Here is a 25,806-nt window from a genome sequence, read left to right as displayed (position 1 = left end):
TAATGATCCGCCGGCTCCGGAGACGGCATGGTTCGAATTGGAGCAGGGTTGCGAGCTTTGCTATCGACAACAACATCTCGGATGTCAGTCTCGGTTCTTCGAGTTGACCAAAGGTGTGAGCATTAATCTGATGTTTGACCATTTCGTTGTTCGGTTTTCGCGACGACACTCGCTGGTCGCATCGTTAAGTCAGATATTAACGTTCAACACAAGTCCGGACGTTCTTTCCTCGGAGCTGCGCAAGAACATCGACGGAGGCACCTCCGTCTAAGCTCGCATGAAGTGCGAAGTCTACGATCCTTTCGCCGAATAAAGTGACCGCATCGCCAGGGAAGTCTCATCGCCTAGGCGGCCATCGCGCCATCCGTGATCACGTCGATGCCGACTAAGGTTCGATAGGGCAATCGTGGTAACTTCTTCCTACCTTCTTGTTTGCCGCTACTGCTCGGCGGTTGCCACGGCGAATTCTTCGCGTTCATACCTTTCAATCAGGCAATCGGCGAGCGCGGTACACACCTCGCCGCCCCGCATTCGGGAATTCCGCTTTGCTGAGCAGAAACAGAAAAACATAAGGTTGGTCCACCGGCAGGTAATATGTAAGGATTGCCATATGCGATAACCTGATGTATTCTTACTATAAGTCAAAACTGACATATAGGAGGATCCGTCCGATGGGCTTAGTCCGCCTGTTCGAGCAGTCGAAGGCTCCGTCAGGCTCAAGTCGGAGCGTCCGGATTGTGTGTGCTGGTCTTAAGGATCAGCCAACATTTGGTTCGCTTGACCGAGTAGCTCATTTCGAGCGACGTCCCGATTGGTCGCCTGTTTCCGCGCGCTTTCGATTTTTCTCACTCAAGTCGATGCACAGCCGCCGGCAAGCTCCTCCCGCAGCTTGCGCAGGGCCCCGGCACGAGTTGTCGCGGCACCGCATTTTGCAAGAGCGCCGCCTAGGTGCTCAATCGCCTTTGCAAAATCAGTTTGAAGTTCGTGTCTGCGCTACTGGTTGCGCGCATTGGGGAAACGCCGGTCGACTCCCTGCGTATGCGATGCGGCTCTTTGTACAAGCCGAGCTCCGCGCCAAGCCGCGAAGTCATGGAATGGCGGAGTAACGATCATGAAGAAGGGCTACAAGTGGATCAACAGGAGGATCGAGCAACTCGATCCGCACGTCGATTATGCTGAAATTTGGCGGCTATCCAGCTGTTACGGCCTGACGGATTTCATACAGAATTTTTCGTATTGTTTCACATTTCCCAACTTCGTAGTGACTGAGTGGGGCGCTCGGGCCGTTTGGCGCGAGGATGGCGGAAAGCTTCTTTATAGAGCCACTCATCGCGCCGAACAGACCGGAATCAACAACACAACCTGGTGGTATTACGGTCCTCAGGACGATCGCACCATCAAATCCGTCGAAAACATCAACAAGCTCCACGCCCATTATGCCAAACAGTACCCGGGCGATTTTTCTGATCACGAAGATTAGATCTACACGCTTGCCTTCACGGCGATCGCCATGGATCTGGCATTCAAGGCGATGGGATTGAAGGGCTTCAACGAGAAGCAAAAATAGCAGCTCACAAGTTTTGGGGTGAGATGGCAAAGCTATTCGTCGCCGAAGGTGGCGTACCTTTACACGGGTATCCTAAGGACTGGGACGGTCTCGTTGCATTTTGCCGGGATTTCGAAAGCAGGGAGCGATCAGTGACCGAGAGAGGGAATCTGATCGTCAACGCGCTCTTCGATCAGTTCAGCTATCGCTATTTTCCGCCAGGCTTGCGGTGGTTGGGTCACCAGATGTTGCGATCAATGGCGCTGCCTTCGACGCTGAAGGCGCATGGCATTCCGCCGGCGCATCCCTTGGCTCAAGTACTCATACCGCGATCGTTGGGCTGCGTGGCCTGGATTGCAAAGACGCTCCTTCCTGATCCGCGGATCAGCTACATGGAACAAAGGAGCAGTATGCCGGCGGAAAACAGGAAGAAGCTGCGTAATCGGATCAATGTCCTTGATGAACAGTTTCCATCCTACTTTATCGGACGTCATGCCGAGGATCAGGCATGGGCTGGCTGTCCCTATCATGCTGCGCTGAAGTGCACCTGGACAATCCGCCCCCGCCGTTCAGGTGAGGGCTCTTGAGAAGCAGTCGAGCGTGCTCGACGCCAATTGACCCGGGACATTTTGGAGAATGAAAGAAATGGTTAGCGACAACATCGTGGCAGGCTCGGTGCTGACTGGGCAATTCTTCACGGGCGAATGGTCATCTAGCAAATCCGCCTTTGAGGCAGTCGAACCTGCGACCGGTGCGGTGATTGGTAAGGTTGGTCTTGCAAGCGCGGTCGACATTGGGAGCGCTTCTGCGAATGCACGGCAGGCGCAGGTCTCGTGGGCCGCGACGGCGCCAGATGCACGCGAAAACATACTTCTAAAGGCGTGCGAAGTCGGCGAGCGTTATAGGGATGACATCGTCACCTGGATCATGCGAGAGAGCGGCGCGGTCCGCTTGAAGGCTGAGATCGAGCTCGCAGGTACGCTCAAAGCAATCCGGCTTGCGGCTGCGATGCCCTCGCAAGCTCAAGGGAACGTGCTTCCAAGCCCGGGAGGGCGCATCAGCTTCGTGCGGCGACGCCCACTCGGGGTGATCGGCGTGATATCACCCTTCAATTTCCCGCTCTACCTTGCCGAGCGCGCCATTGCGCCGGCCCTGGCCGTCGGAAACGCGGTGGTAGTCAAGCCGGATCTGCGGACTGCTATTTGTGGTGGCTTCGTTATTGCGCGCCTCTTCGAATTGGCGGGTGTGCCGAAAGGCGTTCTTCAGGTGCTGCCCGGTCGAGAGGATGCTGGTGAGGCTCTGTGCAAGGACCCCAATGTGGCGATGATCCAATTTACCGGGTCGAGCAGGGCGGGGCGAATGGTCGGACAGGTGGCTGGACAGCATCTCAAGAAGGTGTCCCTCGAACTTGGCGGCAAGAACTCACTTATCATCCTAGACGACGCAGATCTGGATACCGCCGTTCGTGCCGCCGCCTTTTCGGCGTTCTTTCATCAAGGACAAGTTTGCATGAGCGCTGGACGCATTCTCGTGCAGAGAAACATCTTCGACGCTTTCAGCGATGCGCTCGTCAGATATGCGAAGACTTTGAAAGTTGGCAACCCTCTCGACCCTTCCGTTGCCCTCGGTCCGATGATCAATCAGCATCAGCTAAATCATGCACTAACCCTGATTGACCGCTCCGTCACCGAGGGAGCTCGGCTGCTAACGGGAGGCAAGGCGGAGGGCCTGTTTCTTCAGCCCTCCGTGCTGGCGGAGATCTCACCCACCAATCCGGCCTATCGTGACGAGCTCTTCGCTCCGGTCGCGGTGCTTGTCCCATTTGAGACGGATGTACAGGCCGGGCAAATGGCGAATGATACCGAATATGGGCTCTCTGCTGTGATCATCTCGCGCAACATCGGCAGGGCAATGGCAATTGGCGAGCAATTACGAACGGGTTTGCTACACATCAATGATCAGACGATCAACGACGATGTGGTCAATCCCTTCGGCGGCTCCGGCACATCGGGCAATGGCACATCGATCGGCGGTATCGCTAACTGGGAAGAGTTCACTCAATGGCAATGGGTGACGATCAAAGCTGAGCTGCAGCCCTATTCACTCTAAACTCGACACTCGATCACTGACTGAATGACCAATGCGCCCGTGGCGCTGATTGTTTCTCTAAGTTCCCGGCGGAGTGTTCACCAAGCTCCCTCCCACTTGGCCGTACTCTACTACCAAGAGTACGGCCTCTCTTTTCGGATCAAGGCAAGATCTGTTCGAAGGCTATCGAGTTGATCCGGACTCGTAAAGCTCGATCAACGTCTGTCTTCGACACACGCAAATCTTTTTTGGGTAGATTGGCCAAAGCCTTGGCCATCCCGATCTTAGCTTTGAGCAATAGCAGGAAGCGCTCGCTCGCGGCGGCTTGACCTGCCACTGAATTTTCATCCAGCAGCAGTTAGAGTCTCGGAGTTCGCGCCAAGTGAGGCTGCTGCGCGCGCGTGGAGAAAGAGTGCGGTTGCTACGATTAGGTGAAGCCCAAAGCGGAAACGCCAATGGTATCGCTATAGCGCACCGAAACCTGATCTCGCCCTGCACGCTTGGCGCGATACAAAGCTTCGTCTGCAAGGCCAAGTACTTTCGACAATCCCTCGCTTCCCTTGGAAACCGCCAGCCCAATGCTAACCGTGACCTTGGTCAAGGCACCATTTCGGGCAACTTCTCTCTGCCCGCAAGCCTGCCGCAACTGCTCAGCGAGTAAAACTGCATCGCTCGGAGATACGCCCAACAGCAGCGCCGCGAATTCTTCGCCTCCATGCCTGCCAATCACGAGGCTATGCTCCTTCGCGAACGACTTGAGCACGTCCCCGATTTCAACCAGCACCGCATCACCGAAATCATGACCGTATTGATCATTTATGCCCTTGAACCGATCGATATCCATCATCAAGCCTATAGCGGGAAGGTGACGATCGTATGCCTCTGCGAGAGCCTTGGCTGCAACCTCGTTAAATCCTCTTCGATTCAAGAGACCGGTGAGTTGGTCAACTCTCGAAAGTCTTAGGAGCTCGGCCTGGGTCGCGATCAACTTTTGCTGCAGCAGGTTGCTGCGCAGGCTCATGGCGCCTCCAATTCCAATGGAGGCGAGCGTACCAAGCAGAGCGACGCAACCTGTCGCATAAAGGCTGCTCACGTTGCCCTCCGGTCCGAACAGATAGGCGTATGCTAGCCAAACCAGCGGAACAGTTAAGACAAGCCCGATCGCAACGTCGCGAACCGTCCGACGGTACACATCTCCCAACGTCATTAAGGGATCATTCATCAATCGCGCTCCGTGACTTTTTGAAAGCCTAGGAGGGATCGACTGGTCGTCATCTTAAAATGCTTGGGGACTTAACAGCGTTACTAACAGGAGGTTAAATTCGGAGCCAGAAATAGGCATTGACGCTCTCCTGTCGAGTCGCCTGCCGGCACGCGCCCGGCGCAGGCCCGCTGCCACGACCGGTATGCGCAACATGCATGGGCTAATTTCCACTATTGGCAGGCCTCTAGACCGCCTGCAGCTTCCTTGAAGCCAGAAACTGCGTGAATCGCAAAGCCGAGCCATCGTCTGCCGAGCAGACGCGTCTCTAAATTCAAGCCTTGGCGCCGCTCTCGCGCGTTTGCAGCGCATGGTAGCGCAACTTCTTCCGTGTCTCGTCGAGGCGATCGCCGCGCAGCACGGCTTCGCGGATCTTCTCCTCTGCGGCTGCGATCTGTCCGGCGACTTCGATCACCTCTTGGACGCGGCTCGCCGGGATGCAGATCACGCCGTCGCCATCCCCGACCAGCCAATCGCCAGGCGCGATGCGGATACCGGCAATTTGCACGGTCACATTGTAGGCGTCGGCAGTGACGCGATCCTTGCCAGTCCGCATCGTGTTGGCCCGGGCATAGATCGGATAGTCGAGTTCGATGCTGCGGTCGATATCGCGGCAGACGCCGTCAATGACGGTGCCGCCGATGCCGCGGCGGTCGGCGACCAGGGTCAGAATGTCGCCCCAGACCGTGGCGTCCATGCGACCGTCATTGTCGATGACGACGATCTGGCCGGGCTGCACATCATCGATATAGTCGCCGACCGAACCGCCGCTCTGGCCGGTCGGTAGCATTCGGATCGTAAAGGCCGGGCCGGCAAGACGCATCGAGCGCGCAAACGGCATGATCCCGAGACACTGCCCCTCGATGCCCAGTCGATCCAGTGCATCTGACAGGGTCGTCACCCCGAATGTCTTGAGGTTTTCAGCCGCGTCCTGTGTCATTTGCTGCGCTACCCTTTCAGCATATCTTCGTAGTTCCCGGCCATGACGTTGCCGATCGCTTCGCCGCGATCGATGGCTGCCGCCATCGCCCGCTCGCGCCCAAAAATGTCCTCGGCTCCGTAGCGATGATCTCCTCGGCGCGGAGTTGGTCGACGAACACCACGCCGCTGCCATCGGCTAGGACATAGTCTCCCGGCTTGACGGCGACGTTGCCGAACGTGATCGGCTCCTGGAACGAATGCTCCGCGATCCGGCCGCGAGCGGTCACGGGTACGGCTGCGCGCGCAAAGACCGGAAGCCCGAGCGCGCGACTTTCATCAAGGTCTCGGCAGGCGCCGTCAATCAGAATAGCGGAAACGCCCTTCTTGACGGCGCCGAGGCTGAGCAGGCCGCCCCAGCCAGACACATCGGTCCGTCCGCGATGCTCGACGACGATGATGTCGCCACGTTCTGCCGCCATCACCGCTCCCGCGCCGAGGTGGCGTTTCGGGAGGTTCGGCAGAGGTGCGCCGAGCTTCGTCGTAACGGCTCGTCCGGCGACTCGCGTCGGGCCGGTGAGGGCCGAGACTCCGATGACAGCGCCCGGCAAGTTGAGCTTGTCGAGCGCGTCGGACACCGCGCAGGTGTCGAGTTCCATCAGTCTGGCGACAATGTCAGATGTCGTTGAGGTGGTCACTCGAGAACCGCCATGGCATCGCATTGGACCAGCATGTTGGCCGGCAGATGATCGTTCTGGAATGTATGCCGTGCAGGTCGCGAAGCTGCATCGGGGAACGCTTCCAGCCAATGCTTGTTGACGGCCGGTCGGGCTTCCGGAACCTTGACGTAAACCGTCATCTTGACGATGCGATCCATCGCACCTCCGGCTGCCGCCATGATGCGCTTGAGATTGTCGAACATCAGTTCAACCTGTTTCTCGACCTCGTCAGGAATCTTTCCTGCCGCGAGATCCAACCCATAGACACCGCCGGTCATGACGATATTGCCGACGCGAGACGCTGCGGGTATCGGCTGAGCGCCATGGCTGAAGCCTTCGATTTCGATGCTGCGGCGTGCAGTCATTGCTGCTCCTCCCCAACCGGTCAGACGTCAAGCCGCGCGAACAGACGGCGCGCGTTGCCTTCGAAAATGCCCTTCTTGTCAGCTTCGCTGATCTCGGTGATCGATTCGATTACCGGCCTGATGTCGTCATAGGGCTTGCCCGAATTTGGATCGATGCCGCCGCCGCTGCCCGGCCGCTCGGTGCCGAAGACGCACCGATCGGCGCCGACCACGTCGAACAGCAGCTCCAGCGATTTCTTGTAGTGCAGTACCGTATCGAACCAGAAGCGCTTGAGCGTCTCGTCGAAAGTCTCGGCCTTCGCCCCCGAGGCGGCGGCGAACATTTGGCGATTCGAGCGCCAGCGACCGACTTGATACGGCACGGAGCCGCCGCCATGGCTGATCAGCAGCTTCAAGCTGGGAAAGCGCTTGAACACGTCGGACCGGGAGATCGAGGTGATGGCAAGGCTCTCTTCCGTGATGAAGTGCTCGTCATACGTTTCGCGGCCGCAGCAGGCGCAGCTGTGGATGTGACCAGGGATATCGTGCTCGCAGAGGAATTCGTATAGGGGATACCAATAGGAATCGCCCATCGGCGGCGACTTGCCGGCCCCCTCCGAAGGATCGGGATTGATCAACACGCCCAGAAAGCCGAGATCGTTGATGCACCGCTTGATCTCGTCGAACATCTTTTCAACCGGCACGCCCGTCGCTTGAGGCAGGCCGCCCACGCCGCGGAAGCGCTTGGGGTGCAACTTGATCGTGCGTGCGATCATGTCGTTGTTGTCCTGCGCCCAGCTGACGATGTCGTCCCAGCGGTTCTCGCCATGCAGCATCATGAAAGGCCGGGGTGAGAGAACCTGGATGTCGGTGCCGACGCCGTCCATGATCTGCACGTTCTGGGCTGCTGATTTCTCAAGCTCTGCATCCGGGATCTTGGCGTGATAGATGCCGTATTGGCCGCGCGCGACCTGGAGATTTCCGCGATGGGCGTAGAAGCTCGGCGGCGCGACGAGATGCGCGTGGGCGTCGATGATCATGCGGACATTTCTCCCTGGATGGATAGCGCGGGTCTTGCGACCACTAAATCTTCCACATGGTATAATTAAAAAGCGACCGTCGCAAGCCCTGGGAATTGCGTCGAGGCGATTGCCATTCGCGATCGCTCGTAGCAATATAGTCCATCTGGTAAAATTAAAAGAGAGGAAATGTCCAATGGCGAAAATCGTTCTCGGCCTCGCCGCGTCGCACACCCCCATGCTCGCGCTGGAGGGAAAGCGTTGGAGCGAGCGCGCGGCTGACGATCTCAAGAACAAAGCTCTCAATCTCTCCGATGGCCGCTATGTGTCCTACGACGAGCTCGCCCGCGAAAACGGCGCTCCTTATGCGGCGCTGGCGACCGAGGCGAAGTTCCTGGAGATCGAGGCCGCATCGCAGAAGGCTCTGGATTACATGGCCGACCGCCTGGCGCAGGTTGCACCCGACGTCGTGCTGATCGTGGGGGACGATCAGGCCGAATTGTTCAGCCTATCCAACATGCCCGCAATCTCCATCTTCTATGGAGAGGAGATCCTGACGCATGAGCGCCATCTCACGCCGCAGACGCCGAATTGGATCGGCACGGTCATGAAGGGATATGCCATGGATGCAGTCCATACGTTTCCGGGCTGTCCAGAGCTCGCCCGCGAGCTGATCCATGGTCTGATCGAGAACGACGTGGACATCGGAGCAGCAGCGAAGGTGGATGACCCGCACAAGGCCGGATTCGGCCATGCCTACGGCTTCATCATCGAGCGGCTGTTCAAGGGAAAGTCCATTCCGGTTCTGCCGGTCCTGCTGAACACCTACTTTCCGCCCAATGCCCCGACGGCACGACGCGCCTATGGCGTCGGACAGGCGATCGCGAGCCTCATTTCACGGTCGAAGTTGGATGCCCGAGTGGCCGTGGTGGCCAGCGGCGGCCTGAGCCATTTTGTCGTGGACGAGAAGCTCGATCGCAAGGTGCTCGATGCGATCAAGCGCAAGGACGTGTCCGTCCTCAAGTCGCTGACCAGGGGAGAGTTGAACTCCGGCTCTTCGGAACTCCTGAATTGGGTGATGGTCGCGGGCATGTCCGAGCATCTCGACAACGACTGGACGGAATACTATCCAGGCTATAGGACCCCGGCCGGTACAGGCACGGGTATCGGCTTCGCCGTCTGGTCCTAAATTTCCCGGCACAGCGAGCGACTGCCGCCGGCGAGGCGACTTGCCGGCGGAGTTCACGCCTGTGTCGCTCCGGTCTGTGTGTTCCGCTTGTGCGCGTCGGGCGCGGTGTTGACAAACCGGTCGCTCCGGCGGATAGGCTTCGTGCGGACATGGCATGCCACGCGGAGCTGTTTTGGCGACGGATCTGACCAAGGAAACCCTCGACGAGGTCGTGAATCAGCGCCGGCGCCAGCAGCGTTCCCTCGACACAAGGGAACGGATCCTGGAGGCCGCTTTCGAGGAATTCGCCGAGCGTGGCTTTGAGGGAGCGTCGACACGGACGGTTGCAGCCAAGGCCGGCGTTCAGCATCCGCTCGTGACTTATCATTTCAAGAACAAGGACGGGCTTTGGCGCGCCGTCCTATCAACGACGAGCGTGAATTTCAGCCGGCACTTCCAAGACTACCTTGCCGGCGTCTCTAAGCAGGACGAGGTGGGACAGCTCAGGGTTCTCCAGGAGCAGTTCATCCGCTTCGCCGCTGCCAATCCGAACTTCCATTGGCTGATGTCACACGAGGGAAAGCGCGAGAGCGAACGGCTGACCTGGCTAGTCGAAGATCGGGTCCGCAACTATTTCAACGTCGTCGCGAAGCTCATCCGTGCGGCTCAAAAGCAAGACCGTTACGTCGAGGGCGATCCCTATCATCTCCAGTATCTGTTCATCGGTGCGGTAACGCGTATCTTCATGCTTTCGGCCGAGGTCCAGCAGGTGATGGGCCACTCGCCTTTTTCAAAGAAATTCGTTGATGAGCACATCCGCACCTGCTGCGCGCTGTTTTTCCGCGAGCCGGCAGAGCAACCTCGCCGGCGTAAGCTCGCTCCGCGAAACAAAGACGCAAAACGCGTTACCAAGCGAGCGGCAAGCTCCTGAAGCCGCGCACCATCAGGTGACGAACACGAACTGCGCGGGCGAGGTCAATCTCGAAGTCCCCGAAAGTGCTCAGCACTTTCGGCAGAATGGTGCGGAGCATGGCGCGTGTCGCGGGGGCGCCGAGGCAAATATGCGGCCCCGAACCGAAGCCGAAATGGCGAACCTTGCCCCGGTCGACATTGAAGGTCTCGGCATTTGTAATTGCGCTCTCATCGCGATTGGCGGAGCCGTAAAGCAACACCACCCGGCTGCCTGCTGGAATGTCGGTTTCGCTGAGGGCGACCGGGCTGGAAGTGATCCGCGCGAAACACTGTGTCGAGGTATCCCAGCGCACACCCTCTTCGATGGTAGCTTCGACCAAGCTCTGATCGGCCAGGATGCGCGATCGCTGCTCGGGGTGGCGCCAGAGCGCATGGACCAGGTTGGGTAGAAAGTGGCCGATGGAGGCATTGCCGGCCAGGAGCACGGTCATCATGTTTGCGACGATCTCGGTATCCGTGAGGGGCGCTCCATCCTGTTGAGCAGCGATCAGGACCGAGAAGAGATCGTCCCCACGTTCGACACGCCGGCGTTCCAACTCCTCGGACAGCAGCGCAATGACCTTGGCGCGTTCTTCCTCGGAGAGCGCAGGCCCCGCGGGGCCGGAATTCCCGCGAAATAAACGCTCCGACAGCTCGGCTGCGCGCTGCGCCGAATCGGGTCCCAGCCCCAGCATCCTGCCTAGCGCGCCGAACAGCACCGGGCGGCTCACTTCGGCGACAAAGTCGCATCGGCGCCGGGTGCCAAGCGCTTCCAGGCCCTTAGCGAGAGTATCGCGGATCCAGGGCAGAACCAGCTCGATACGCGCCGGGCTCAGTCCCCGCATGATGATCCGGCGAAGCTCGTCATGCCGTGGCGGGTCGATCGAGCCGAGCGTCTTGCCCACGCGCAGCGGAGAATCGCTGAGGGCGTTCCCGGCGGAGGACGAGAGCAGGACGGGATTGTTCAGTGCATAGGCGATATCCGCATAGCGGCTCACGAACCAGAGCTTTGTGGTAGGGCAATGATAGACCGGACATTCGGAGCGCAGGCGACGATAGGTCGGATAGGGGTCATCGAGAAACCCATTGCCGGTGAGGTCGAACTCGCTCACCTCGTTCACCAGCGGATCGTCAGCTTGTAAAAGCCGCGTACCATCATGTGAGCGACGCGTTCGGCGTTCGCGACGTCGAGCTCATAGTCGCCGAGCGCCGGCAGCAGAGGGGTCATGACCGTTCGCATCATGGCCCGTGCTGCGGGCGCCCCAAGGCAGATATGGGGGCCGGAGCCGAAGCCAAAATGCCGGGTCTTTGGCCGGCTGATGTCAAAGCGGTCCGGATCCGGGATAGCGCGTTCGTCGCGATTGGCGGCCGCGAAACAGACCACGAGCCGGCTGTCTGCCGGAATTGCGATTCCGTGCAGCTTGACCTCCTTCGTGGTCTGCCGTCCGAAAGCCTGGGTTGACGTATCCCAGCGAACGCCTTCGTTCACGGCGGCATCCAGCAGGGCCGGATCGGCCTGCAACTTGCGACGCTCGTCCGGATTGGTCCAGAGCGCGTAGATCAAGTTAGAGAAATAATGCCCGATGGACGCGTTGCCCGCGAGCAGGACGGTCGACATGTTGCCCAGAATCTCGCCGTCGGAAAGTGGTGCTCCCCCCTCCTGTGCGTCGAGCAGGAACGAGAACAGATCGTCACTGCGGTCCTTGCGACGTCGCTCGAGCTGCTCGGTGAGCAGTTCAAACACCCCTTCCATCAAGCCCGGCCTCGCAGCCGGGCCCATCGGTCCCGTATCGGTATGAAAGATGTCCCGCGACAAATCCGCCGCCCGGTCCGCAGCTTCGCCGTCCAACCCGAGCATCCGCCCGAGTGCGCCATAGAGGATGGGCCTGCTGATATCTGCCATGAAGTCGCACTCACGACGGGTGCCGAACTTGTGCAGCAGTCGATCGACGTCGCGCTGAATGGCGGGCAGCATGGATTCGATGCGCGCGGGCGTGAAGCCCTTCATCACCACACGGCGAAGTTCGTCATGACGCGGCGGATCGGTCGATCCGAGCGTCCTGCCCACCCGCAAGGGTGAATCGACCAGCGCATTGCCACGCGCCGAAGAGAAGACCTCGTAGTCGTTGAGGATGCGCGCCACGTCCTCGTTTCGCGTGATGATGTAGAACCCGCTCCCTTCGTGCAGATAGACCGGATGGTCGTCGCGCAACACCTTGTAGGTGGGATAGGGGTCGTCCACGAAGTTCCGCTCCTCGGGATCGAAACGAAAGGCCATGTGGTTCTCCCAGGAAATTATTATTACGCTAAATCTACCATATGGACAGTATAATGAGCAAGCCTTCGGCTACGCGGCGCGACCGGGTTTGCGGATGCCGACATATTGTTCGAGGGCACCGCGATCCGCCGCAATAGCGCTGCTTTCTCCGTTGCGAACGGCAATGCCGCGCTCCAGGATGATCGCCTGCCGCGCCAGCCTGAGCGCGAAGCCTGCGTGCTGCTCGATCAGAATGACCGCCATGCTCTCGGTCTCGGTGATCGCGGTGATGCAGCGCGCGACGTCCTGCGCGACGACGGGGGCGAGGCCTTCGAGCGGCTCGTCGAGCAGCAGCAAGCGCGGGTTCGTCACCAGGGCTCGACCGATCGCCAGCATCTGCTGTTCGCCGCCCGACAGCTGATCTCCGAAATTGGTGCGACGTGCCTTCAGACTTGGAAACATCTCGAAGATGCGCTCGATTGTCCAAGGTCCGTTCGTCGCGGCAATCTGCAGGTTCTCCTCGACAGTGAGGGGGGCGAATATCTCGCGGCCTTGCGGCACCCACCCGATGCCCAGTCGGCATCGCCGGTGTGGCGCTAGGTCGGCGATCTCGTTGCCGCGAAAACGAATTCGCCCCGAGCGGGGCGTGAGATGACCCGCAAGGGCGAGCATCAGGGTTGATTTTCCGGCCCCGTTTCGGCCCAGAACCGCAAGAGAGCCGCCGGCCTCAATCGCGAAGGACAGTCCGCTGATGACGATTCCTTCACCATAGCCCACGTTGAGCTGGTCGACCTCGAGCAGCGGCTCAGTCACGGTCATCTCCGAGATAAATCCGCCGCACCTCCGGGTCGGTCGCGATCTCGCCGGGCTTGCCTTGGCGAAATACCGAACCGGCGACGAGAACGGTGATCGTGTCGGCAAAACGAAAGACCAGATCCATGTCGTGCTCGATGAAGAGAACGGCGATCTGATCGGGGAGGGATTCGATAGCCTGCATCAGCTCAAAGCTCTCGCCGGCGGGAACTCCCGCCGCCGGCTCGTCCAACAGCAGCACGCGGGGACGGCCGGCGAGGGCGAGAGCAATCTCCACAAGGCGCTGGCGACCGTAAGATAGTTCGGCAGTCCGCCGCAGGCAGTCGCGGTCAAGCCCGACCGAACGCGCCAACTCATACGCCTCGTCCGTGGTGTCGGGCTGCCGATGTAAGGCCTGAAGAGGCCTGCCAAGCCGTCCGCGGCGCCGGGCGACCGCGAGCATGATCGATTCCAGCGGCGTCAGATGCGGGAACAGGGCGTTAATCTGGAAAGTCCGCCCCAATCCGCGTGCGACACGCTGATCGGTGCTCAATCGATCGATTGGCTCGCCCTCCAGCAGAATGCTGCCGCTGCTCGGGGCCAGCACGCCGGTGAGCAGGTTGATCAGCGTGCTCTTGCCGGCGCCGTTCGGCCCGATCAGGGCATGTCGACCGCCTGCCTTTAGCACGAGGCTGACGGCATTGGTGACCTTCAAGGCGCCAAATTGCTTGCAAAGGTCGCGTGTCTGGAGCGCGGCAACCGTCATCTCGCTCGCCTCCAGCGCACGATCTTGCTCCGAACCAGGCTCACGACGCCGAGTAGGCCGCCTCTAGCCGTCAACACGATCGCGATCAGCACCAGGCCGAGCCAGAACATCCAATATACAGGATTGACCGTCGACAGCAGGTCGCGCATCCAGATGAACGCGGCAGCCCCAATGAAGCCGCCGATAAGCGTGCCAATTCCGCCGACGATCAGCATGACGAGGGCCGACACCGATCGTTCGAAGCTCAACGTTTCCAGTGCGACGATCTGTGTGGTCTGCGCCAGCAGCGCGCCTCGCCGCCGATATCGTGAAAGCGATCATCTTGCGCCGTGTGATGGAGACGCCGAGCATCGGAACGCGGGTCTGGTTCTCGCGAATGGCCTGCAGCGCGAGACCCTCCGGCGAGTGGACATAACGCCGGGCGACAAGATAAAGCGTCAATGCGCTGCAATAGGCATACCAGAACGCGGTTCGGCCGAAGAGATCGAACTCGAACAGCCCGAGCAGCGGCCACATCTCGATTCCCTGGAGACCGCTGTCGCCGCCGGTGAGCCAAGGCAGGCGGCTTGCGCCTTCATAGAGCAGAAGCCCGATGCAAAGCGTCACCATGAGCACTGCGGCGCCGCGGACTTTTGCAATCAGCGTGCTGAAGGCGAAGCCGAGAGCGCCGGTCACGAGCCCGGCAGCAAGAACGCCGGAGATCGGCTCGCCCCAGCCATGCGCAGCGAGCAATCCCGCCGTGTAGGCGCCGAGTCCGAAAAAGGCGGCATGTCCGAAGGACGGAATCCCGCCATAGCCGAGCAACAGATCGAGCGACATCGCAAACAGGCCGCCGATTAGGATCTGTGTGAGAAGGACGAGCTTGCCGGGAAAGAGGACATAGCAGGCCGCTGCAGCGATCCAAAAGACCAGCTCGACCAAGGTCCATCTGGCGCGAAAGCGCACCGCAGTTCGCGCGAGGTCGAGAGTGATGTCGCTCATTGCGGACGGCCGGCTAGGCCTTGCGGGCGCACCGTCAGGACGGAAAGCGCCGTTGCATAGATGATAAACGCGCCGATCTCCGGAAGCAGATATTTCCCGGCCACGTCAAGGACCCCGAACATGAGGCAGGCGGCAAACGTTCCGCGCAAGGAGCCGAGCCCGCCGACGCTGACCACGATCAGCAACTCCGTCAGAAATTTGATGGGGAAGTTCGGGTCGAGGCCAAGGAGCTTCACGCTGAGCGCGCCGCCTAGTCCAGCAAGCGCGGAGCCGAGAGCGAAGGCGAGGGCGTACAGTCTTGCGACGTCGATGCCGCAGGATGCCGTCATCCGCCGGTTGAAAACGGCCGCCCTTATCCTGGCGCCAAAATTCGTATGATCGATCAGAACAAGCAGCGACAGAAGAAGTGCCGTGCCGAAGCCGATCAGAAAAAGCCGGTAGCGGCTGACCTCGACAGCGCCGATGCGGACGTTTCCGTCCAGCCATGAAGGCACCGCGATCGCCATCTGCTCTGGACCGACCAGATAGGTGGCTGCGGCAATCGACACGTAGACGACGCCGATCGTCAGCAGGACCTGTTCCAGCTCCGAGGCCTCGTACAGTCTCCGGAAAAGGCTGCGCTCGAGGATCGCACCCACGGCGGCCGCGATGGCGGCAGCCGCTGCCACCGCCGCAAGGAACGGCCACCCGGCCTTGCCGATCAGCAATGCCGCCGTGTAGCCTCCAACCATGGCCAGCGCCGCATGCGCCATATTGGCGAAGCCCATCAGCCCGAGCGTGATGGAGAGGCCACCAGCCATCAGAAACAGCACGAACCCATAAGCGATGCCGCCGATCAGAACGTTGACGAAGCCGACCATGATCTAGCGCGCCGATCCAGGATCCTTGACGTCGGGAATGGTCGCAAACTCCAAATTGACCATCTGTCCGTCCCGATTCTCGACCCTTCGGAAGTAGATGTTCTGCACGATCTCACGGGTCGACGGGTCGATCGCAATCGGGCCGCGCGGGCTTTCGAATCTTGTTTGCTTCAGAAGCTCGATCGTGCGCTCGGGATTGAGATCGCCCTTCTGCGCATCAACGACCGTATAGATGGCACGCAGGACGTCGTAGCTGACGACCGGTATGAAACCGAGCGGCCGGCCCTGCGCGACCGCGTTGAACGCGGCTGCGAACTCTCGGTTGACCTCCGAATCATGCGTCGGGGTGTAATGGAAGGCCGTAACAACTCCGAGAGCGGCCTCGCCCGCGGCAGGTAGTGACGATTCGTCCGTGATGTCCCCGATGCCGATGATCTTGGCCGGATCCAGCCCTGCCTCCTTGAACTGGCGGAGAAAGATCGGCGTCAATTCGCCGGCAGCCATGAACACGAAGATGCCATCCGGGTTCGCGTCCTTGATGCGCTGGATATAGGCGGAGAAGTCCGTGGCCTTGAGCGGCGCCCGCACAGATCCGGCAATCACGCCGCCGGCCGCTTTGTATTCACGGACGAACATCGCCTCCGCATCGAGGCCCGGCTCGTATTCATGCACGAACGTATATACGGATTTCAGCTTTTGCTTGGCGGCGTAGAGCGCGAGCTGCTGCGCCATTTCGGTGGTCGTGAAGCCGAACCGAACGGCGAAGGGATGCTTGGCGAGGATGCCCGAAGTTGCCGAGTTGACGATGAGGAGGGGCACCTTGGCGCTGGTCGATAGCGGCGCAACAGCCATTGTGTTGGGCGTGTAGTCCATTCCTGCGAGGAAATCGACATTCTCGCTGACGATCAGCTCCTGGGCCAGGCGGCGGGCCACGTCAGGTGCGGGTCCCGTCGTGTCGCGCTTGATGATCTCGATCCTGCGACCGGCGACCGTAGTGCCGAACTTGCGGAAAAACACCTGGATCGCGGCATCGGACGCGGCGCCGGCCGCGGCGCCCGGCCCGGTATAGCTCATCAGCCAGCCGATCTTCAGCGGACGGTCGTCGGCCTTTGCCTGAATGCTGACGGCCAACATGGCCGCGGCCACGATTGCGATCCTGGCGATCATGCCGCTTATCCTCCCTTAGACTGATCATGCGGGGTCTCTCCCGGACCCTTGATACAAATTAGACCATATGGAAAATATATGCAAGATAGCGCGAGGCCGGTGGGGCTGCCCTAGCAGGACACGGTCTGACAGAAGCGAGCACAAGGGAGGGGAGATGAACGCAGATATCGGAGTTACGATCGCGAAAGCCCGCGAGCATTCGATTGGCGATCTCTTGCGCCGCTCGGCTGCCCGCGAGCCGAGCAAGCTAGCCTTGAGCTGCGGCGCGGTGCGCTGGACGTTTGCCGAACTGGACGCGATCTGCAATCGACTGGCGCGTGGCCTACCCGGCCTCGGCGTCGGGAAGGGCGACCGTCTCGCCGTGCTGTCGCGCAACTCGCATGCCTTTGCGGCGCTGCGCTTCGCGGTAGCGCGGATCGGCGCGGTGCTGGTGCCGATCAACTTCATGCTCAATCCCGACGAGATCAATTTCATCCTGAAAAGCTCCGGCGCCAGGCTGCTCGCGACCGGCCCCGATTTCGTCGAGGCCGCACGCGCCGCGAGCAGTAAGGGCTGCGCGGTGGAGAAGCTCATCTGGTTGCCGGGCGAGGATCCCGCTGCGCAGCCGGCGGGCCTCACCAGCTTCGACGATCTTCTCGATGCCGACAGCTCGTTGTTTGAGGCCTCCGTCGACAGCCGCGATCTCGCACAGATTGTTTACACCTCGGGCACGGAATCCCTGCCCAAGGGTGCGATGCTGAGCCATGAAGCCGTGATGTGGCAGTATGTGAGCTGCATCATCGACGGCGGCATGAGCGCCGACGATAAAGTGCTGCACGCGCTGCCGCTCTATCATTGCGCTCAGCTCGACGTCTTCCTCGGCCCGCAAGTCTATCTCGGCGCCTCCGGCGTGATCACGGGCAAGCCGACCGCAGACAACATTCTGGCGCTGATCCAGGCGCACGGGATCACCTGCTTCTTCGCGCCGCCGACGATCTGGATCGCGATGCTGCGCTCGCCAAATTTCGACAAGAGCGATCTGTCGTCGCTGCAAAAGGGCTATTACGGCGCTTCGATCATGCCGGTGGAGGTGCTGCTCGAGCTCCAGCGCCGCCTGCCCAACGTCAAGTTCTGGAACTTTTACGGTCAGACCGAGATCGCGCCGCTTGCGACCGTGCTGACGCCCGAGGACCAGCTCCGCAAGGCGGGCTCCGCCGGCAAACCCGCCATCAACGTCGAGACCCGCGTCGTCAACACGGCAATGGAGGACGTTGGCGTCGGCGAGATCGGCGAAATCGTACACCGCTCGCCGCATCTGTTGTCGGGCTATTACAACGATCCCGTGAAGACCGCGGCGGCTTTCGCTGGCGGCTGGTTCCACTCCGGCGACCTCGCCACCGTCGATGCCGAGGGCTACATCACCGTTGTCGACCGCGTGAAGGACATGATCAAGTCCGGCGGCGAGAATGTCGCCAGCCGCGAGGTCGAGGAGATGATCTACAAGATCCCGGCGATCTCCGAGGTCGCCGTCGTGGGCCTGCCCGATCCGCACTGGATCGAGGCCGTAACCGCGATTGTCGTGGTTAAGAGCGGCGAGAAGCTCGACGAGGATGCCGTCATCACGCATTGTGCGGGATCGATGGCGCATTTCAAGGTGCCCAAGCGCGTGATCTTTGTCGACAGCCTGCCGAAGAATCCGTCCGGCAAGCTGCTCAAGCGGGAATTGCGCCAGCGTTTCATCGGCGGCGAGACGCTCGACAAGGCGATCCAGAAAAACTTCGGGGCTTGAGGCGGCCACCCAGCCGCTCGCGGCAGGTTGGGGCCTTCGCCAGGGTTTATTGAGGTCTGTTAATGCGACACGGTCAGAAGAAGATTCCGAGCACGATTCTCATTTTCGGTGCAGCGGCTCATATCGGCGGCCCACTTGCGCACTTCTTGCGCGAGGAGGCGCCGCAGATCAAGCTGCGCCTCGTAACAAGCAATCCCGCCAATTGTGACGTCCTTCGCCGCGAGCACCCGCATGCGGAGGTCGTCATTGCCAGCTATTTTGATCTCGCATCGCTTGAGAAGGCGGTCGACGGAATGGAAGGAATCTTCGTACTGACCAGAAGCGGCACGAACGAGGCCGACGCGATGACAAATCTCGTTGTCCTGCTCAAGAAGGCAAGGTCCGCCGTTCACGTTATACGTCTTGTCGGCCTACAACCCGAAGCGAATCGAAGGCGAATTCCTCAGTCTCTCCGCGAGCATGGTCTTGGTTTACCCATCCAACACCCCATCGCAAAAGAAATCCTCGACGAAAGCGGTCTGCCTGTCACCTACCTGAACATCGGCGCAACCTTCATGGACAACTTCTACTGGATGAAGGACGGCTTGAGGAAGGAGCGAAAGCTGATCTGGCCCGAACGCTTGATTCCCTATATCGATCCACGCGACATTGCGGAAGTGGCCGGACGTCTTTTCCTGTCGAGCAATCATCGGCACATTGGTCAATTTCACACTCTGAACAACGGACAGGACATACTGAGGTTCAGCGACGTCGCCGATCTCATGACCAAGGTTTTTCAGGAAAGAATTGTTCACGACGGCAGCAGAGCGGGCTTCTTCGAGGCGTACCGGGAGCTCGGAGAGATCCGGCTGCACTATCTCTGGGATTTCTTCCAGTACGAAGAACAGAACGAGGTGGTTTGGGCGCGCAATGACTTCGTTGAGCGCACCCTAGGACGGATGCCCGTCTCCTTGAGCGAATGGCTGGCCGAACATCGGCAAGCCTTGCTGTTCGGAATATAGGCCTAAAGCGCCCTCGCGCGATGGAGATCTAGGGATCATTGCCCAGCGGGACCTCCGCTATATCGTACTCATGAAACGCTTTAAGTGGCGCGCAACTGGACACCCGGTTTGCCTGAGGCTGATTGCTGCTACCATCCATTTGGAGGGGCGAAGACATGCTGCGATGAGCGAAGCTGCATCGTGGGAGCGTGCCGCCGGGATAATTCGACGCCAATCGATCCCCTGAGAGCCTTCGGGAAGCACCGCCATGGCTGGTTAGGAGCTCGGCATCAGGATCGGCGCGGCGCGACCGGTATCTTGCGCCCGCGCCCCCAGACAACAAAGACGCTAAGGGCCAGCAAGATGAAGTTGAGAGGCGTGAGCTCGGCCTCGCCGCGAGAGACATGAAAAACGATAGCGAAGACCTGCAACACGGAGCAGCCAAGCGCGGCAAGCACTGTCAGCCGCGGCATAATCCGGGTTAACGCAGGCACGAGAACGCCAATTCCTCCGGCGAGGTCGATCAGTCCGATGACCCGGACAAATGCTTCAGAGTGCTGACCTGTCCATGGCATCATTGCCGCTAACTGCGGAATCGGCATGAACAGCTTCGCGAGCCCGGACGAAGCGAACACGCAAAAGAGGAGGGCTTGAGCGATCCAAAGGCTCACGCATAGGGGACGTTCCCGCGGGGCGGCTTGGGCGGTGGCGGTGGACATGGCAGGCACTCCGACGATCACAGGGCTGTCACCATGTTTGGTCGCTTCACGATTTTGGATCATTATCTGTTTTGGGATGGATTCATTTCCTATATGTTGATGATCTGAATGGATACGCTGGTCAGCATGAAGGTCTTTTGCCTGGTTGCCGAGCTCAAGAGCTTTGCAGCCGCGGCAGAGCGGCTGGGCATCTCGCCCGCCATGGCGAGTAAGCATGTGATGCAGCTTGAGAAGCGTCTGGGCTCACGGCTGCTCAACCGCACGAGCCGACGCGTCAGCCTGAGCGAAAGCGGCGCATTATATTTCGAGCAGACGCGTCAAATGCTCGAGTCCCTGGATGAGGTAGAGGCGGCCGTCAGCAACGTGACCGTAGTTCCTCGCGGCACATTGCGGCTAACCGCACCGGTCTGGATGGCCAATCCGAAGTTTTCGAAAGTCTTGGCAGACTATCAGGCTCGCTATCCACAGGTGCGGCTGAACATCGATCTCAGTGGACGATTGGTCAATCTGGTCGAGGAAGGTTTTGACCTGGCCTTGCGTGCGACGGGCACGCCTGACGAGGCATTGATCGCGCGGCCGATCACAAGGGTCCCATTTTATATGGTTGCCACGCCCGCTTATCTCGATCGCGCAAAGCGCCCGAAGAATCTGGCTGAATTGTCCGGACACAGCCTCTTGCACTATGCGCTGCACTCTCCAGGCGAGAGTATCACCATCCAGGGCGAAAGTGGGACGCAGACTATCAAATTCAACCCCGTTTTGCTCAGCGGCAACGAGACTCTGCTGCACCTGGCCGCCCTGGAAGGCATGGGGCTCGCGGTGCTGCCCAAATGGCTGATCAGCGAGGATCTCGCCGCCGGGCGCCTGGAACAAGTGCTGCCGGAGCAGAGCATCTTCGAAAGCCAATTGTTCGCGGTTTATCCGACGCGCAAATACCTCTCAGCCAAGGTCCGGACATTTATCGACTTCATCGCTGCTGATAAGCGACTGAGATAGCCGGGCCAAAAGCGTGACTGCTGCGGCATCAACTTTACTTACGTCATCGTGAATGTGTGGCTGCTTTCTCGATGTGCTGCCAGAATGCCTCCGCCGCCTGGGCGAGCCGCAGTTTAGGCCGGAATACGTGGATCTCGATCGGCACGTACCACTGCTGCCCGCCTGCCGCGACAATCTCGCCAGAGGCAAGCTGATCACTGATCAGGCTTTCCGGCAGCCACGCCATGCCCCGGCCTGCCTGAACCATCGTGACCAAAAGCTTCGCCAGATGCGACGTGAATGTTGTGTGAAGATGAGCTTGCAAGGGGGAGGTGGCACGCACCGCTTCCAGGATCCGTCCCATCCCTGATTCTGAACGGAAGCTCAAGAACTGTACAGGCGCGCCCTCCGTTCCCGGAAGCTTGAAGCGAGGCTTGCGGTTGCGGCGCGAAACCGGCACCGATGCGGGGATCAGCCGATCGTCACCAACATGCAGCGAGCGAAAATGCGACGGCGTCAACGCCGTCGTGGCGGCCGGATGATAATGGCAAAGCAAAAAATGGGCATCGCTCGCCAAGAGGATCCGTTCGCAGCCTTCCATATGATTGGCAACGAGCTGTACGTTGGGCACGAATGGTAGCTCGGTCTCGATGCGACGCAGCCAATCCGGAAAGAACGTCAGCGACAGCGCATTGGTCGAGGCGAACTTCAGTACGTCCGAGGCACCGCGCGCCCGCTCCTGCGCCTCGAGCCGGCCGGCACTCAATCTGCGCACGATATCGTCAGCAGTGTGACGAAAGGCTTCACCAGCGGGCGTCAGATTGACGCTGTGCGTGGTGCGATCGAGCAGCGATGCGCCAGCCCAGACCTCGAGCGCCTGTATCCTCCGGCTGAGCGCCGGCTGGGAACAGTTTCGCTCCTCTGCGGCCCGTGAAAAACTGCGCGCTGTCGCAACCGCGATGAAATCGTATAACCAGTTGATCTCCATGGAGAGCTCTCGTTTATGCAGGCCTTGCATAACGATATCAGCATCCGGCATTGGATTTCTAGTCGCGCGCGCGTCACGGTGGCCGGAAAGAAGCTTTGGAGGAAGGCGGGATGGCCGCGCGCACGTTGTATGACAAGCTGGTGGACTCCCATGTGGTCCGCAATCTGGATGATGCCGGGCTCGTCCTGCTGTACGTCGACCGAACCGTCCTCAACGAGTATACCAGCCCCCAGGCGTTTGCCGGCCTGCGCGCCGCGGGGCGGAAAGTTTGGAATCCCAAAGCGGCGCTGATGGTGGTCGATCACGTCAACCCTACAGCCGCACAACGCACCCGCGCCATGCCGGATAGCGGCGCCGCGCGCCAAGTTGACTACTTCGCTGAAAACGCCCGGGATTTCGGCATCGAATATTTCGATATTCTCGATCCGCGCCAAGGCATCGAGCACGTCGTCGCCCCCGAGCAGGGCCTCGTCATGCCAGGTATGGTCATCGCCGCCGGCGACAGCCACAGCACCGCCTATGGCGCCTTCGGCGCGCTCGGCTATGGCATCGGGACCTCCGATATCGAGCACTATCTTGCAACCTCGACGGTGCGCTACCGACGCCTCAAAACGATGCGCATCCACCTCACCGGAGACGTCCCGTTCGGGGTCACGCCGAAAGATATCGTCATGGAGATCATCCGGCGGATCGGCGCCGACGGGGCTACTGGCTATGCCGTTGAGTTCACTGGCCCCGTCGTCTCAAACATGAGCGTCGAAGGCCGCATCGTCATGTCCATCATGATCGTCGAAGCGGGCGCGCGTGGTGTCGTGGTCGCCCCGGACCAGAAGGTGCTGGACTATTTAAAGGGCCGGCCGCGCGCGCCAAAGGGCGAGATGTGGGAGCGAGCGGCCAAGAAATGGCTGACGCTCGCCTCGGACCCCGATGCCCGGTTCGACCGCGAGGTTGCGCTCGATGTCGCGGATGTCGCCCCTCTCGTCACCTGGGGAACCAGCCCCGACCAGGCAATTGCAGTGACCGATATTATCCCCGATCCTGCGCAACAGGTGGCGCCTGAACGCAAGGCCGCGGCCCTTCGCGCCCTGAGCTATATGGGGCTTCGAGCCGGTGATCCCATTCAATCCGTCCCGATCGATTTTGCGTTCATCGGCTCCTGCACGAATTCGCGCATCGAGGATTTGCGCGACGCGGCCGAGGTCTTTCGTGGCCGCCGTGTTGCGGCCGGTGTACGGGCAATCGTAGTGCCGGGATCGACCCACGTCAGAGCGCAAGCCGAGGCTGAAGGCCTTGCAAAAGTGTTCACGGATGCCGGCGTCGAATGGCGGCAATCCGGCTGCTCGATGTGCCTTGCCATGAATGACGATGTGCTCAAGCCCGGAGAGCGGTGTGCGTCCTCGACCAACCGAAATTTCGAAGGCCGCCAGGGACCAGGCGCCCGCACGCATCTCATGAGTCCGGCAATGGTGGCCGCGGCCGCGGTCACCGGCCACATCGCTGACGTTCGTTCACTGCTGGGAGTTGCAGGCCAATGATGCCATTCGATCAAGTTTCAGGCGTCGCTGCACCCATGATGTCGCCAAACATCGACACCGACGTGATCATGCCCAAAATGTTTCTTAAGGGCGTGGACCGGAGCGGGCTGGGCGAGGGCGCCTTCAATCTGCTGCGCTTCTCCGCCGGTAAACCCAATCCCGAGTTTATTCTCAATCAGGACGGTTATCGCAACGCTTGCTTCCTCGTGGTCGGCCCAAATTTCGGCTGCGGTTCGAGCCGCGAGCACGCGGTGTGGGGGCTTCAACAGCTCGGCATCCGGGCATTGATCGGCACCAGCTTCGCCGGGATATTCAATGACAATTGCGGCAACAACGGCCTGTTGACGATCTCGCTCGAACCCGATCTCGTAGCTGAGATCGCTAACGCTGTGGCACATCGTGAGCGCAACGACGTCTTCGTTGATCTTGCAGCGCAGACGATCCGCTTCGACCGTGGCCGCCGCCCGATCAAATTCGACATCGAGCCGACGAGGAAAGAGGCGTTCCTGACGGGCCGGGATTTCGTCGCATCAACCCTGGTCCTTGCTGACGACATCCGCGCTTTCGAAGCACGCCATGCTGCGGAGAATCCCTGGATCTTCTGACTGGCAAGCCAGTCCTCGCGGCCAGCAGACTGGCCGCAGCCCGGATGACGAAAATAACAAAATTGGAGGGAACTTTGGTTGACACGACTTTTCGTCCGGCCGCGCCGGAGGCAATCCCTTCGACGAAGCTCAACGGCGTCAAGATCGGCCCGTTGCCAATCAGCATATACGTCGGAGCGGCCATCGTCTGTGCTGCCGCGGTTTACTCTGGAAAGCTCCCGAACGATGTGATCGGCGGTCTCCTGGTCCTCATGCTGCTCGGCTTTCTGCTGGGCAAGCTTGGCCAGACGATACCGGTTCTCAAGCAGATCGGTGGGACCGCGATCCTATGCCTGTTCGTTCCGGCAGCACTGGTAAGCTATGGCTTGATGCCGGATGCCGCCCTTAAAGCAATCACCACGACGTTCCGGACCGCCAATTTTCAATACTTCTTCATCGCCTGTCTCGTCGCAGGCTCAATCCTCGGAATGCCCTACCGCGTCTTGGTTCAAGGCTTCATCCGCATGTTCGTTCCGCTTCTGATCGGGACCATTGCCGCCGTCTCGGCCGGCATTCTGGTCGGGCTGGCATTCGGGTATACTCCCAAGGACACGTTCTTCTTCATCATCATTCCGATCGTCGGCGGCGGCCTTGCCGAGGGCGTATTGCCGCTCTCCATTGCTTATTCCGAGATCTTGCAGCGGCCGCAAGCCGATCTTGTCGCACACATGGTGCCTGCGGCATTGCTCGGCAACGTGGTCGCAATCGTTTGCGCCGGGCTTCTTGCGCGCCTTGGCGAGAGACGGCGCGATCTGAGCGGGCAGGGCATGCTGGTCAAGACCGGCGACAATGACATCCTAGGCGACGTGCGGCCCGATCGGCCTATTGATCTCGGATTGCTGGGAGCAGGTATGGTGCTGTCCTGCGGTCTATTCGTGCTTGGCATGACCCTAGCGCCATTTACAGGGATACCTGGACCGATCATGATGATCATCGCGGCGGTCGCGTTGAAGCTGACCAAGATCCTACCGAACGAGATGGAGCTCGGCGCCTACCAGATCAACAAGTTCATGTCGACCAACCTGACCTTTGCGATCCTCGTCGCCATGGGCGCATTGCTGGTCAAATGGGAACAACTCGTCGCCTCCTTCAACCCGGGATACATCATGATCTGCACCGCGACCGTGCTGGCCATGATTGCCTCCGGCTTTTATGTCGGCAAGTGGCTAAACATGTATCCGGTCGAGGCTGCGATCGTCACCGCCTGCCATTCGGGACTGGGCGGCACCGGGGATGTTGCCATCCTTGGCGCCGCCGATCGCATGGGCCTCATGGCATTCGCCCAGATCGCCACTCGTGTCGGCGGGGCGATCATGATTGTGATCGCGACCCTGCTGCTGAAGTCGCTATCCTGATCTGG

The 25,806-nt window shown here is 60.1% G+C and carries 25 protein-coding genes; 11 read left to right on the top strand and 14 right to left on the bottom strand.

What is annotated here, in order from left to right; translation table 11 throughout:
• The first annotated feature begins 1,111 nt into the window (after positions 1–1,111).
• The 3 genes from ACWAT4_RS42335 (at position 1,112) to ACWAT4_RS42325 (ending at position 3,655) form a co-directional block, all read left to right on the top strand.
• Positions 1,112–1,480 carry a hypothetical protein gene (locus ACWAT4_RS42335; protein ID WP_128930015.1) on the top strand — a complete coding sequence of 123 codons (369 nt, stop codon included), beginning with the start codon at positions 1,112–1,114 and terminating at the stop codon, positions 1,478–1,480.
• 110 nt (positions 1,481–1,590) lie between these two features.
• On the top strand, positions 1,591–2,133 hold the full coding sequence (locus tag ACWAT4_RS42330; protein ID WP_128930016.1) for a hypothetical protein: 543 nt from the start codon (positions 1,591–1,593) through the stop codon (positions 2,131–2,133).
• Positions 2,134–2,182: 49 nt separating this feature from the next.
• On the top strand, positions 2,183–3,655 hold the full coding sequence (locus ACWAT4_RS42325) for a benzaldehyde dehydrogenase (protein ID WP_232995548.1): 1,473 nt from the start codon (positions 2,183–2,185) through the stop codon (positions 3,653–3,655).
• A 406-nt stretch (positions 3,656–4,061) separates the two neighbouring features.
• Here ACWAT4_RS42325 and ACWAT4_RS42320 read toward each other — a convergent pair whose 3' ends face one another.
• The 5 genes from ACWAT4_RS42320 to ACWAT4_RS42300 form a co-directional block, all read right to left on the bottom strand.
• A complete protein-coding gene (locus tag ACWAT4_RS42320; protein WP_128930017.1) occupies positions 4,062–4,856 on the bottom strand; it encodes a GGDEF domain-containing protein in 795 nt (264 codons plus the stop codon).
• Positions 4,857–5,169: 313 nt separating this feature from the next.
• Positions 5,170–5,835, bottom strand: coding sequence for an RraA family protein (locus tag ACWAT4_RS42315; protein ID WP_128930018.1), 666 nt, complete (start codon positions 5,833–5,835; stop codon positions 5,170–5,172).
• Between the two features lie 16 nt (positions 5,836–5,851).
• Positions 5,852–6,511, bottom strand: coding sequence for an RraA family protein (locus ACWAT4_RS42310; protein ID WP_206733112.1), 660 nt, complete (start codon positions 6,509–6,511; stop codon positions 5,852–5,854).
• Positions 6,508–6,897: a RidA family protein gene (locus ACWAT4_RS42305; protein WP_128930019.1), complete on the bottom strand. Its 390-nt coding sequence runs from the start codon at positions 6,895–6,897 to the stop codon at positions 6,508–6,510. Before ACWAT4_RS42305 ends, ACWAT4_RS42310 begins: the two co-directional genes overlap by 4 nt.
• A gap of 20 nt (positions 6,898–6,917) precedes the next feature.
• The gene (locus tag ACWAT4_RS42300) at positions 6,918–7,916 is read right to left on the bottom strand and encodes an amidohydrolase family protein (protein ID WP_128930020.1); all 999 of its coding nucleotides are present in this window, start codon (positions 7,914–7,916) and stop codon (positions 6,918–6,920) included.
• Between the two features lie 109 nt (positions 7,917–8,025).
• On the opposite strand from ACWAT4_RS42300, the gene ACWAT4_RS42295 reads away from it, so the two are divergent.
• Both ACWAT4_RS42295 and ACWAT4_RS42290 read left to right on the top strand, forming a co-directional pair.
• Positions 8,026–9,084, top strand: coding sequence for a DODA-type extradiol aromatic ring-opening family dioxygenase (locus tag ACWAT4_RS42295; protein ID WP_164935432.1), 1,059 nt, complete (start codon positions 8,026–8,028; stop codon positions 9,082–9,084).
• A gap of 172 nt (positions 9,085–9,256) precedes the next feature.
• On the top strand, positions 9,257–9,994 hold the full coding sequence (locus ACWAT4_RS42290; RefSeq protein ID WP_164933590.1) for a TetR/AcrR family transcriptional regulator: 738 nt from the start codon (positions 9,257–9,259) through the stop codon (positions 9,992–9,994).
• Here the strand turns inward: ACWAT4_RS42290 and ACWAT4_RS42285 are convergent.
• The 7 genes from ACWAT4_RS42285 to ACWAT4_RS42255 all read right to left on the bottom strand — a co-directional run bounded on the left by ACWAT4_RS42285 (position 9,969) and on the right by ACWAT4_RS42255 (position 16,837).
• Entirely contained in the window at positions 9,969–11,126 is a 1,158-nt protein-coding gene (locus ACWAT4_RS42285) for a cytochrome P450 (RefSeq protein ID WP_128960202.1), read from the bottom strand. The genes ACWAT4_RS42290 and ACWAT4_RS42285 overlap by 26 nt on opposite strands.
• A 5-nt stretch (positions 11,127–11,131) precedes the next feature.
• Positions 11,132–12,292: a cytochrome P450 gene (locus ACWAT4_RS42280; protein WP_128930024.1), complete on the bottom strand. Its 1,161-nt coding sequence runs from the start codon at positions 12,290–12,292 to the stop codon at positions 11,132–11,134.
• A gap of 69 nt (positions 12,293–12,361) precedes the next feature.
• Positions 12,362–13,084 carry an ABC transporter ATP-binding protein gene (locus tag ACWAT4_RS42275; RefSeq protein WP_232995550.1) on the bottom strand — a complete coding sequence of 241 codons (723 nt, stop codon included), beginning with the start codon at positions 13,082–13,084 and terminating at the stop codon, positions 12,362–12,364.
• Entirely contained in the window at positions 13,077–13,829 is a 753-nt protein-coding gene (locus tag ACWAT4_RS42270) for an ABC transporter ATP-binding protein (RefSeq protein WP_128930026.1), read from the bottom strand. The genes ACWAT4_RS42275 and ACWAT4_RS42270 overlap by 8 nt, the downstream gene beginning before the upstream one ends.
• A gap of 63 nt (positions 13,830–13,892) precedes the next feature.
• Entirely contained in the window at positions 13,893–14,810 is a 918-nt protein-coding gene (locus ACWAT4_RS42265; RefSeq protein WP_128930027.1) for a branched-chain amino acid ABC transporter permease, read from the bottom strand.
• Positions 14,807–15,670 (bottom strand): branched-chain amino acid ABC transporter permease, encoded by an 864-nt coding sequence (locus tag ACWAT4_RS42260; RefSeq protein WP_128930028.1) that lies wholly within the window; start codon positions 15,668–15,670, stop codon positions 14,807–14,809. The genes ACWAT4_RS42265 and ACWAT4_RS42260 overlap by 4 nt, the downstream gene beginning before the upstream one ends.
• A gap of 3 nt (positions 15,671–15,673) precedes the next feature.
• Entirely contained in the window at positions 15,674–16,837 is a 1,164-nt protein-coding gene (locus ACWAT4_RS42255) for an ABC transporter substrate-binding protein (RefSeq protein WP_128930029.1), read from the bottom strand.
• 154 nt (positions 16,838–16,991) lie between these two features.
• Between ACWAT4_RS42255 and ACWAT4_RS42250 the strand changes: the two genes are divergently transcribed.
• Together ACWAT4_RS42250 and ACWAT4_RS42245 are read left to right on the top strand one after the other, a co-directional pair.
• Positions 16,992–18,605 (top strand): acyl-CoA synthetase, encoded by a 1,614-nt coding sequence (locus ACWAT4_RS42250; RefSeq protein WP_128930030.1) that lies wholly within the window; start codon positions 16,992–16,994, stop codon positions 18,603–18,605.
• A gap of 62 nt (positions 18,606–18,667) precedes the next feature.
• The gene (locus ACWAT4_RS42245) at positions 18,668–19,606 is read left to right on the top strand and encodes an SDR family oxidoreductase (RefSeq protein WP_128955140.1); all 939 of its coding nucleotides are present in this window, start codon (positions 18,668–18,670) and stop codon (positions 19,604–19,606) included.
• Between the two features lie 269 nt (positions 19,607–19,875).
• On the opposite strand, the gene ACWAT4_RS42240 is transcribed toward ACWAT4_RS42245, so the two are convergent.
• On the bottom strand, positions 19,876–20,304 hold the full coding sequence (locus ACWAT4_RS42240; protein WP_128930032.1) for a DoxX family protein: 429 nt from the start codon (positions 20,302–20,304) through the stop codon (positions 19,876–19,878).
• A gap of 108 nt (positions 20,305–20,412) precedes the next feature.
• On the opposite strand from ACWAT4_RS42240, the gene ACWAT4_RS42235 reads away from it, so the two are divergent.
• Positions 20,413–21,300, top strand: coding sequence for a LysR family transcriptional regulator (locus tag ACWAT4_RS42235; RefSeq protein WP_128930033.1), 888 nt, complete (start codon positions 20,413–20,415; stop codon positions 21,298–21,300).
• Positions 21,301–21,343: 43 nt separating this feature from the next.
• On the opposite strand, the gene ACWAT4_RS42230 is transcribed toward ACWAT4_RS42235, so the two are convergent.
• Positions 21,344–22,318: a LysR family transcriptional regulator gene (locus tag ACWAT4_RS42230; RefSeq protein WP_237864940.1), complete on the bottom strand. Its 975-nt coding sequence runs from the start codon at positions 22,316–22,318 to the stop codon at positions 21,344–21,346.
• 59 nt (positions 22,319–22,377) lie between these two features.
• Here ACWAT4_RS42230 and leuC point away from each other — a divergent pair, with 59 nt between their 5' ends.
• From leuC to ACWAT4_RS42215, 3 genes are all read left to right on the top strand, one after another.
• Complete coding sequence (leuC, locus tag ACWAT4_RS42225; protein ID WP_128930035.1) at positions 22,378–23,802, top strand: 3-isopropylmalate dehydratase large subunit; 1,425 nt, start codon at positions 22,378–22,380, stop codon at positions 23,800–23,802.
• A complete protein-coding gene (gene leuD, locus ACWAT4_RS42220; protein WP_128930036.1) occupies positions 23,799–24,407 on the top strand; it encodes a 3-isopropylmalate dehydratase small subunit in 609 nt (202 codons plus the stop codon). Before leuC ends, leuD begins: the two co-directional genes overlap by 4 nt.
• Positions 24,408–24,481: 74 nt before the next feature.
• Entirely contained in the window at positions 24,482–25,801 is a 1,320-nt protein-coding gene (locus ACWAT4_RS42215; RefSeq protein WP_237864939.1) for a 2-hydroxycarboxylate transporter family protein, read from the top strand.
• Positions 25,802–25,806 lie beyond the last annotated feature (5 nt).

Source organism: Bradyrhizobium sp. T-1, from assembly GCF_053592855.1.
This window is presented reverse-complemented; position numbering and strand designations above follow the sequence as displayed.

What these genes read in the sequence shown, in the direction of transcription:
- ACWAT4_RS42335 (WP_128930015.1), top strand. Translation starts at nt 1,112, where the DNA reads ATGAAGAAGGGCTACAAGTGGATCAACAGGAGGATCGAGCAACTCGAT.
- ACWAT4_RS42330 (WP_128930016.1), top strand. Translation starts at nt 1,591, where the DNA reads ATGGCAAAGCTATTCGTCGCCGAAGGTGGCGTACCTTTACACGGGTAT.
- ACWAT4_RS42325 (WP_232995548.1), top strand. Translation starts at nt 2,183, where the DNA reads ATGAAAGAAATGGTTAGCGACAACATCGTGGCAGGCTCGGTGCTGACT.
- ACWAT4_RS42320 (WP_128930017.1), bottom strand. Translation starts at nt 4,856, where the DNA reads ATGAATGATCCCTTAATGACGTTGGGAGATGTGTACCGTCGGACGGTT.
- ACWAT4_RS42315 (WP_128930018.1), bottom strand. Translation starts at nt 5,835, where the DNA reads ATGACACAGGACGCGGCTGAAAACCTCAAGACATTCGGGGTGACGACC.
- ACWAT4_RS42305 (WP_128930019.1), bottom strand. Translation starts at nt 6,897, where the DNA reads ATGACTGCACGCCGCAGCATCGAAATCGAAGGCTTCAGCCATGGCGCT.
- ACWAT4_RS42300 (WP_128930020.1), bottom strand. Translation starts at nt 7,916, where the DNA reads ATGATCATCGACGCCCACGCGCATCTCGTCGCGCCGCCGAGCTTCTAC.
- ACWAT4_RS42280 (WP_128930024.1), bottom strand. Translation starts at nt 12,292, where the DNA reads ATGGCCTTTCGTTTCGATCCCGAGGAGCGGAACTTCGTGGACGACCCC.
- ACWAT4_RS42270 (WP_128930026.1), bottom strand. Translation starts at nt 13,829, where the DNA reads ATGACGGTTGCCGCGCTCCAGACACGCGACCTTTGCAAGCAATTTGGC.
- ACWAT4_RS42265 (WP_128930027.1), bottom strand. Translation starts at nt 14,810, where the DNA reads ATGAGCGACATCACTCTCGACCTCGCGCGAACTGCGGTGCGCTTTCGC.
- ACWAT4_RS42260 (WP_128930028.1), bottom strand. Translation starts at nt 15,670, where the DNA reads ATGGTCGGCTTCGTCAACGTTCTGATCGGCGGCATCGCTTATGGGTTC.
- ACWAT4_RS42255 (WP_128930029.1), bottom strand. Translation starts at nt 16,837, where the DNA reads ATGATCGCCAGGATCGCAATCGTGGCCGCGGCCATGTTGGCCGTCAGC.
- ACWAT4_RS42250 (WP_128930030.1), top strand. Translation starts at nt 16,992, where the DNA reads ATGAACGCAGATATCGGAGTTACGATCGCGAAAGCCCGCGAGCATTCG.
- ACWAT4_RS42245 (WP_128955140.1), top strand. Translation starts at nt 18,668, where the DNA reads ATGCGACACGGTCAGAAGAAGATTCCGAGCACGATTCTCATTTTCGGT.
- ACWAT4_RS42240 (WP_128930032.1), bottom strand. Translation starts at nt 20,304, where the DNA reads ATGTCCACCGCCACCGCCCAAGCCGCCCCGCGGGAACGTCCCCTATGC.
- ACWAT4_RS42235 (WP_128930033.1), top strand. Translation starts at nt 20,413, where the DNA reads ATGGATACGCTGGTCAGCATGAAGGTCTTTTGCCTGGTTGCCGAGCTC.
- ACWAT4_RS42230 (WP_237864940.1), bottom strand. Translation starts at nt 22,318, where the DNA reads ATGCCGGATGCTGATATCGTTATGCAAGGCCTGCATAAACGAGAGCTC.
- leuC (WP_128930035.1), top strand. Translation starts at nt 22,378, where the DNA reads ATGGCCGCGCGCACGTTGTATGACAAGCTGGTGGACTCCCATGTGGTC.
- leuD (WP_128930036.1), top strand. Translation starts at nt 23,799, where the DNA reads ATGATGCCATTCGATCAAGTTTCAGGCGTCGCTGCACCCATGATGTCG.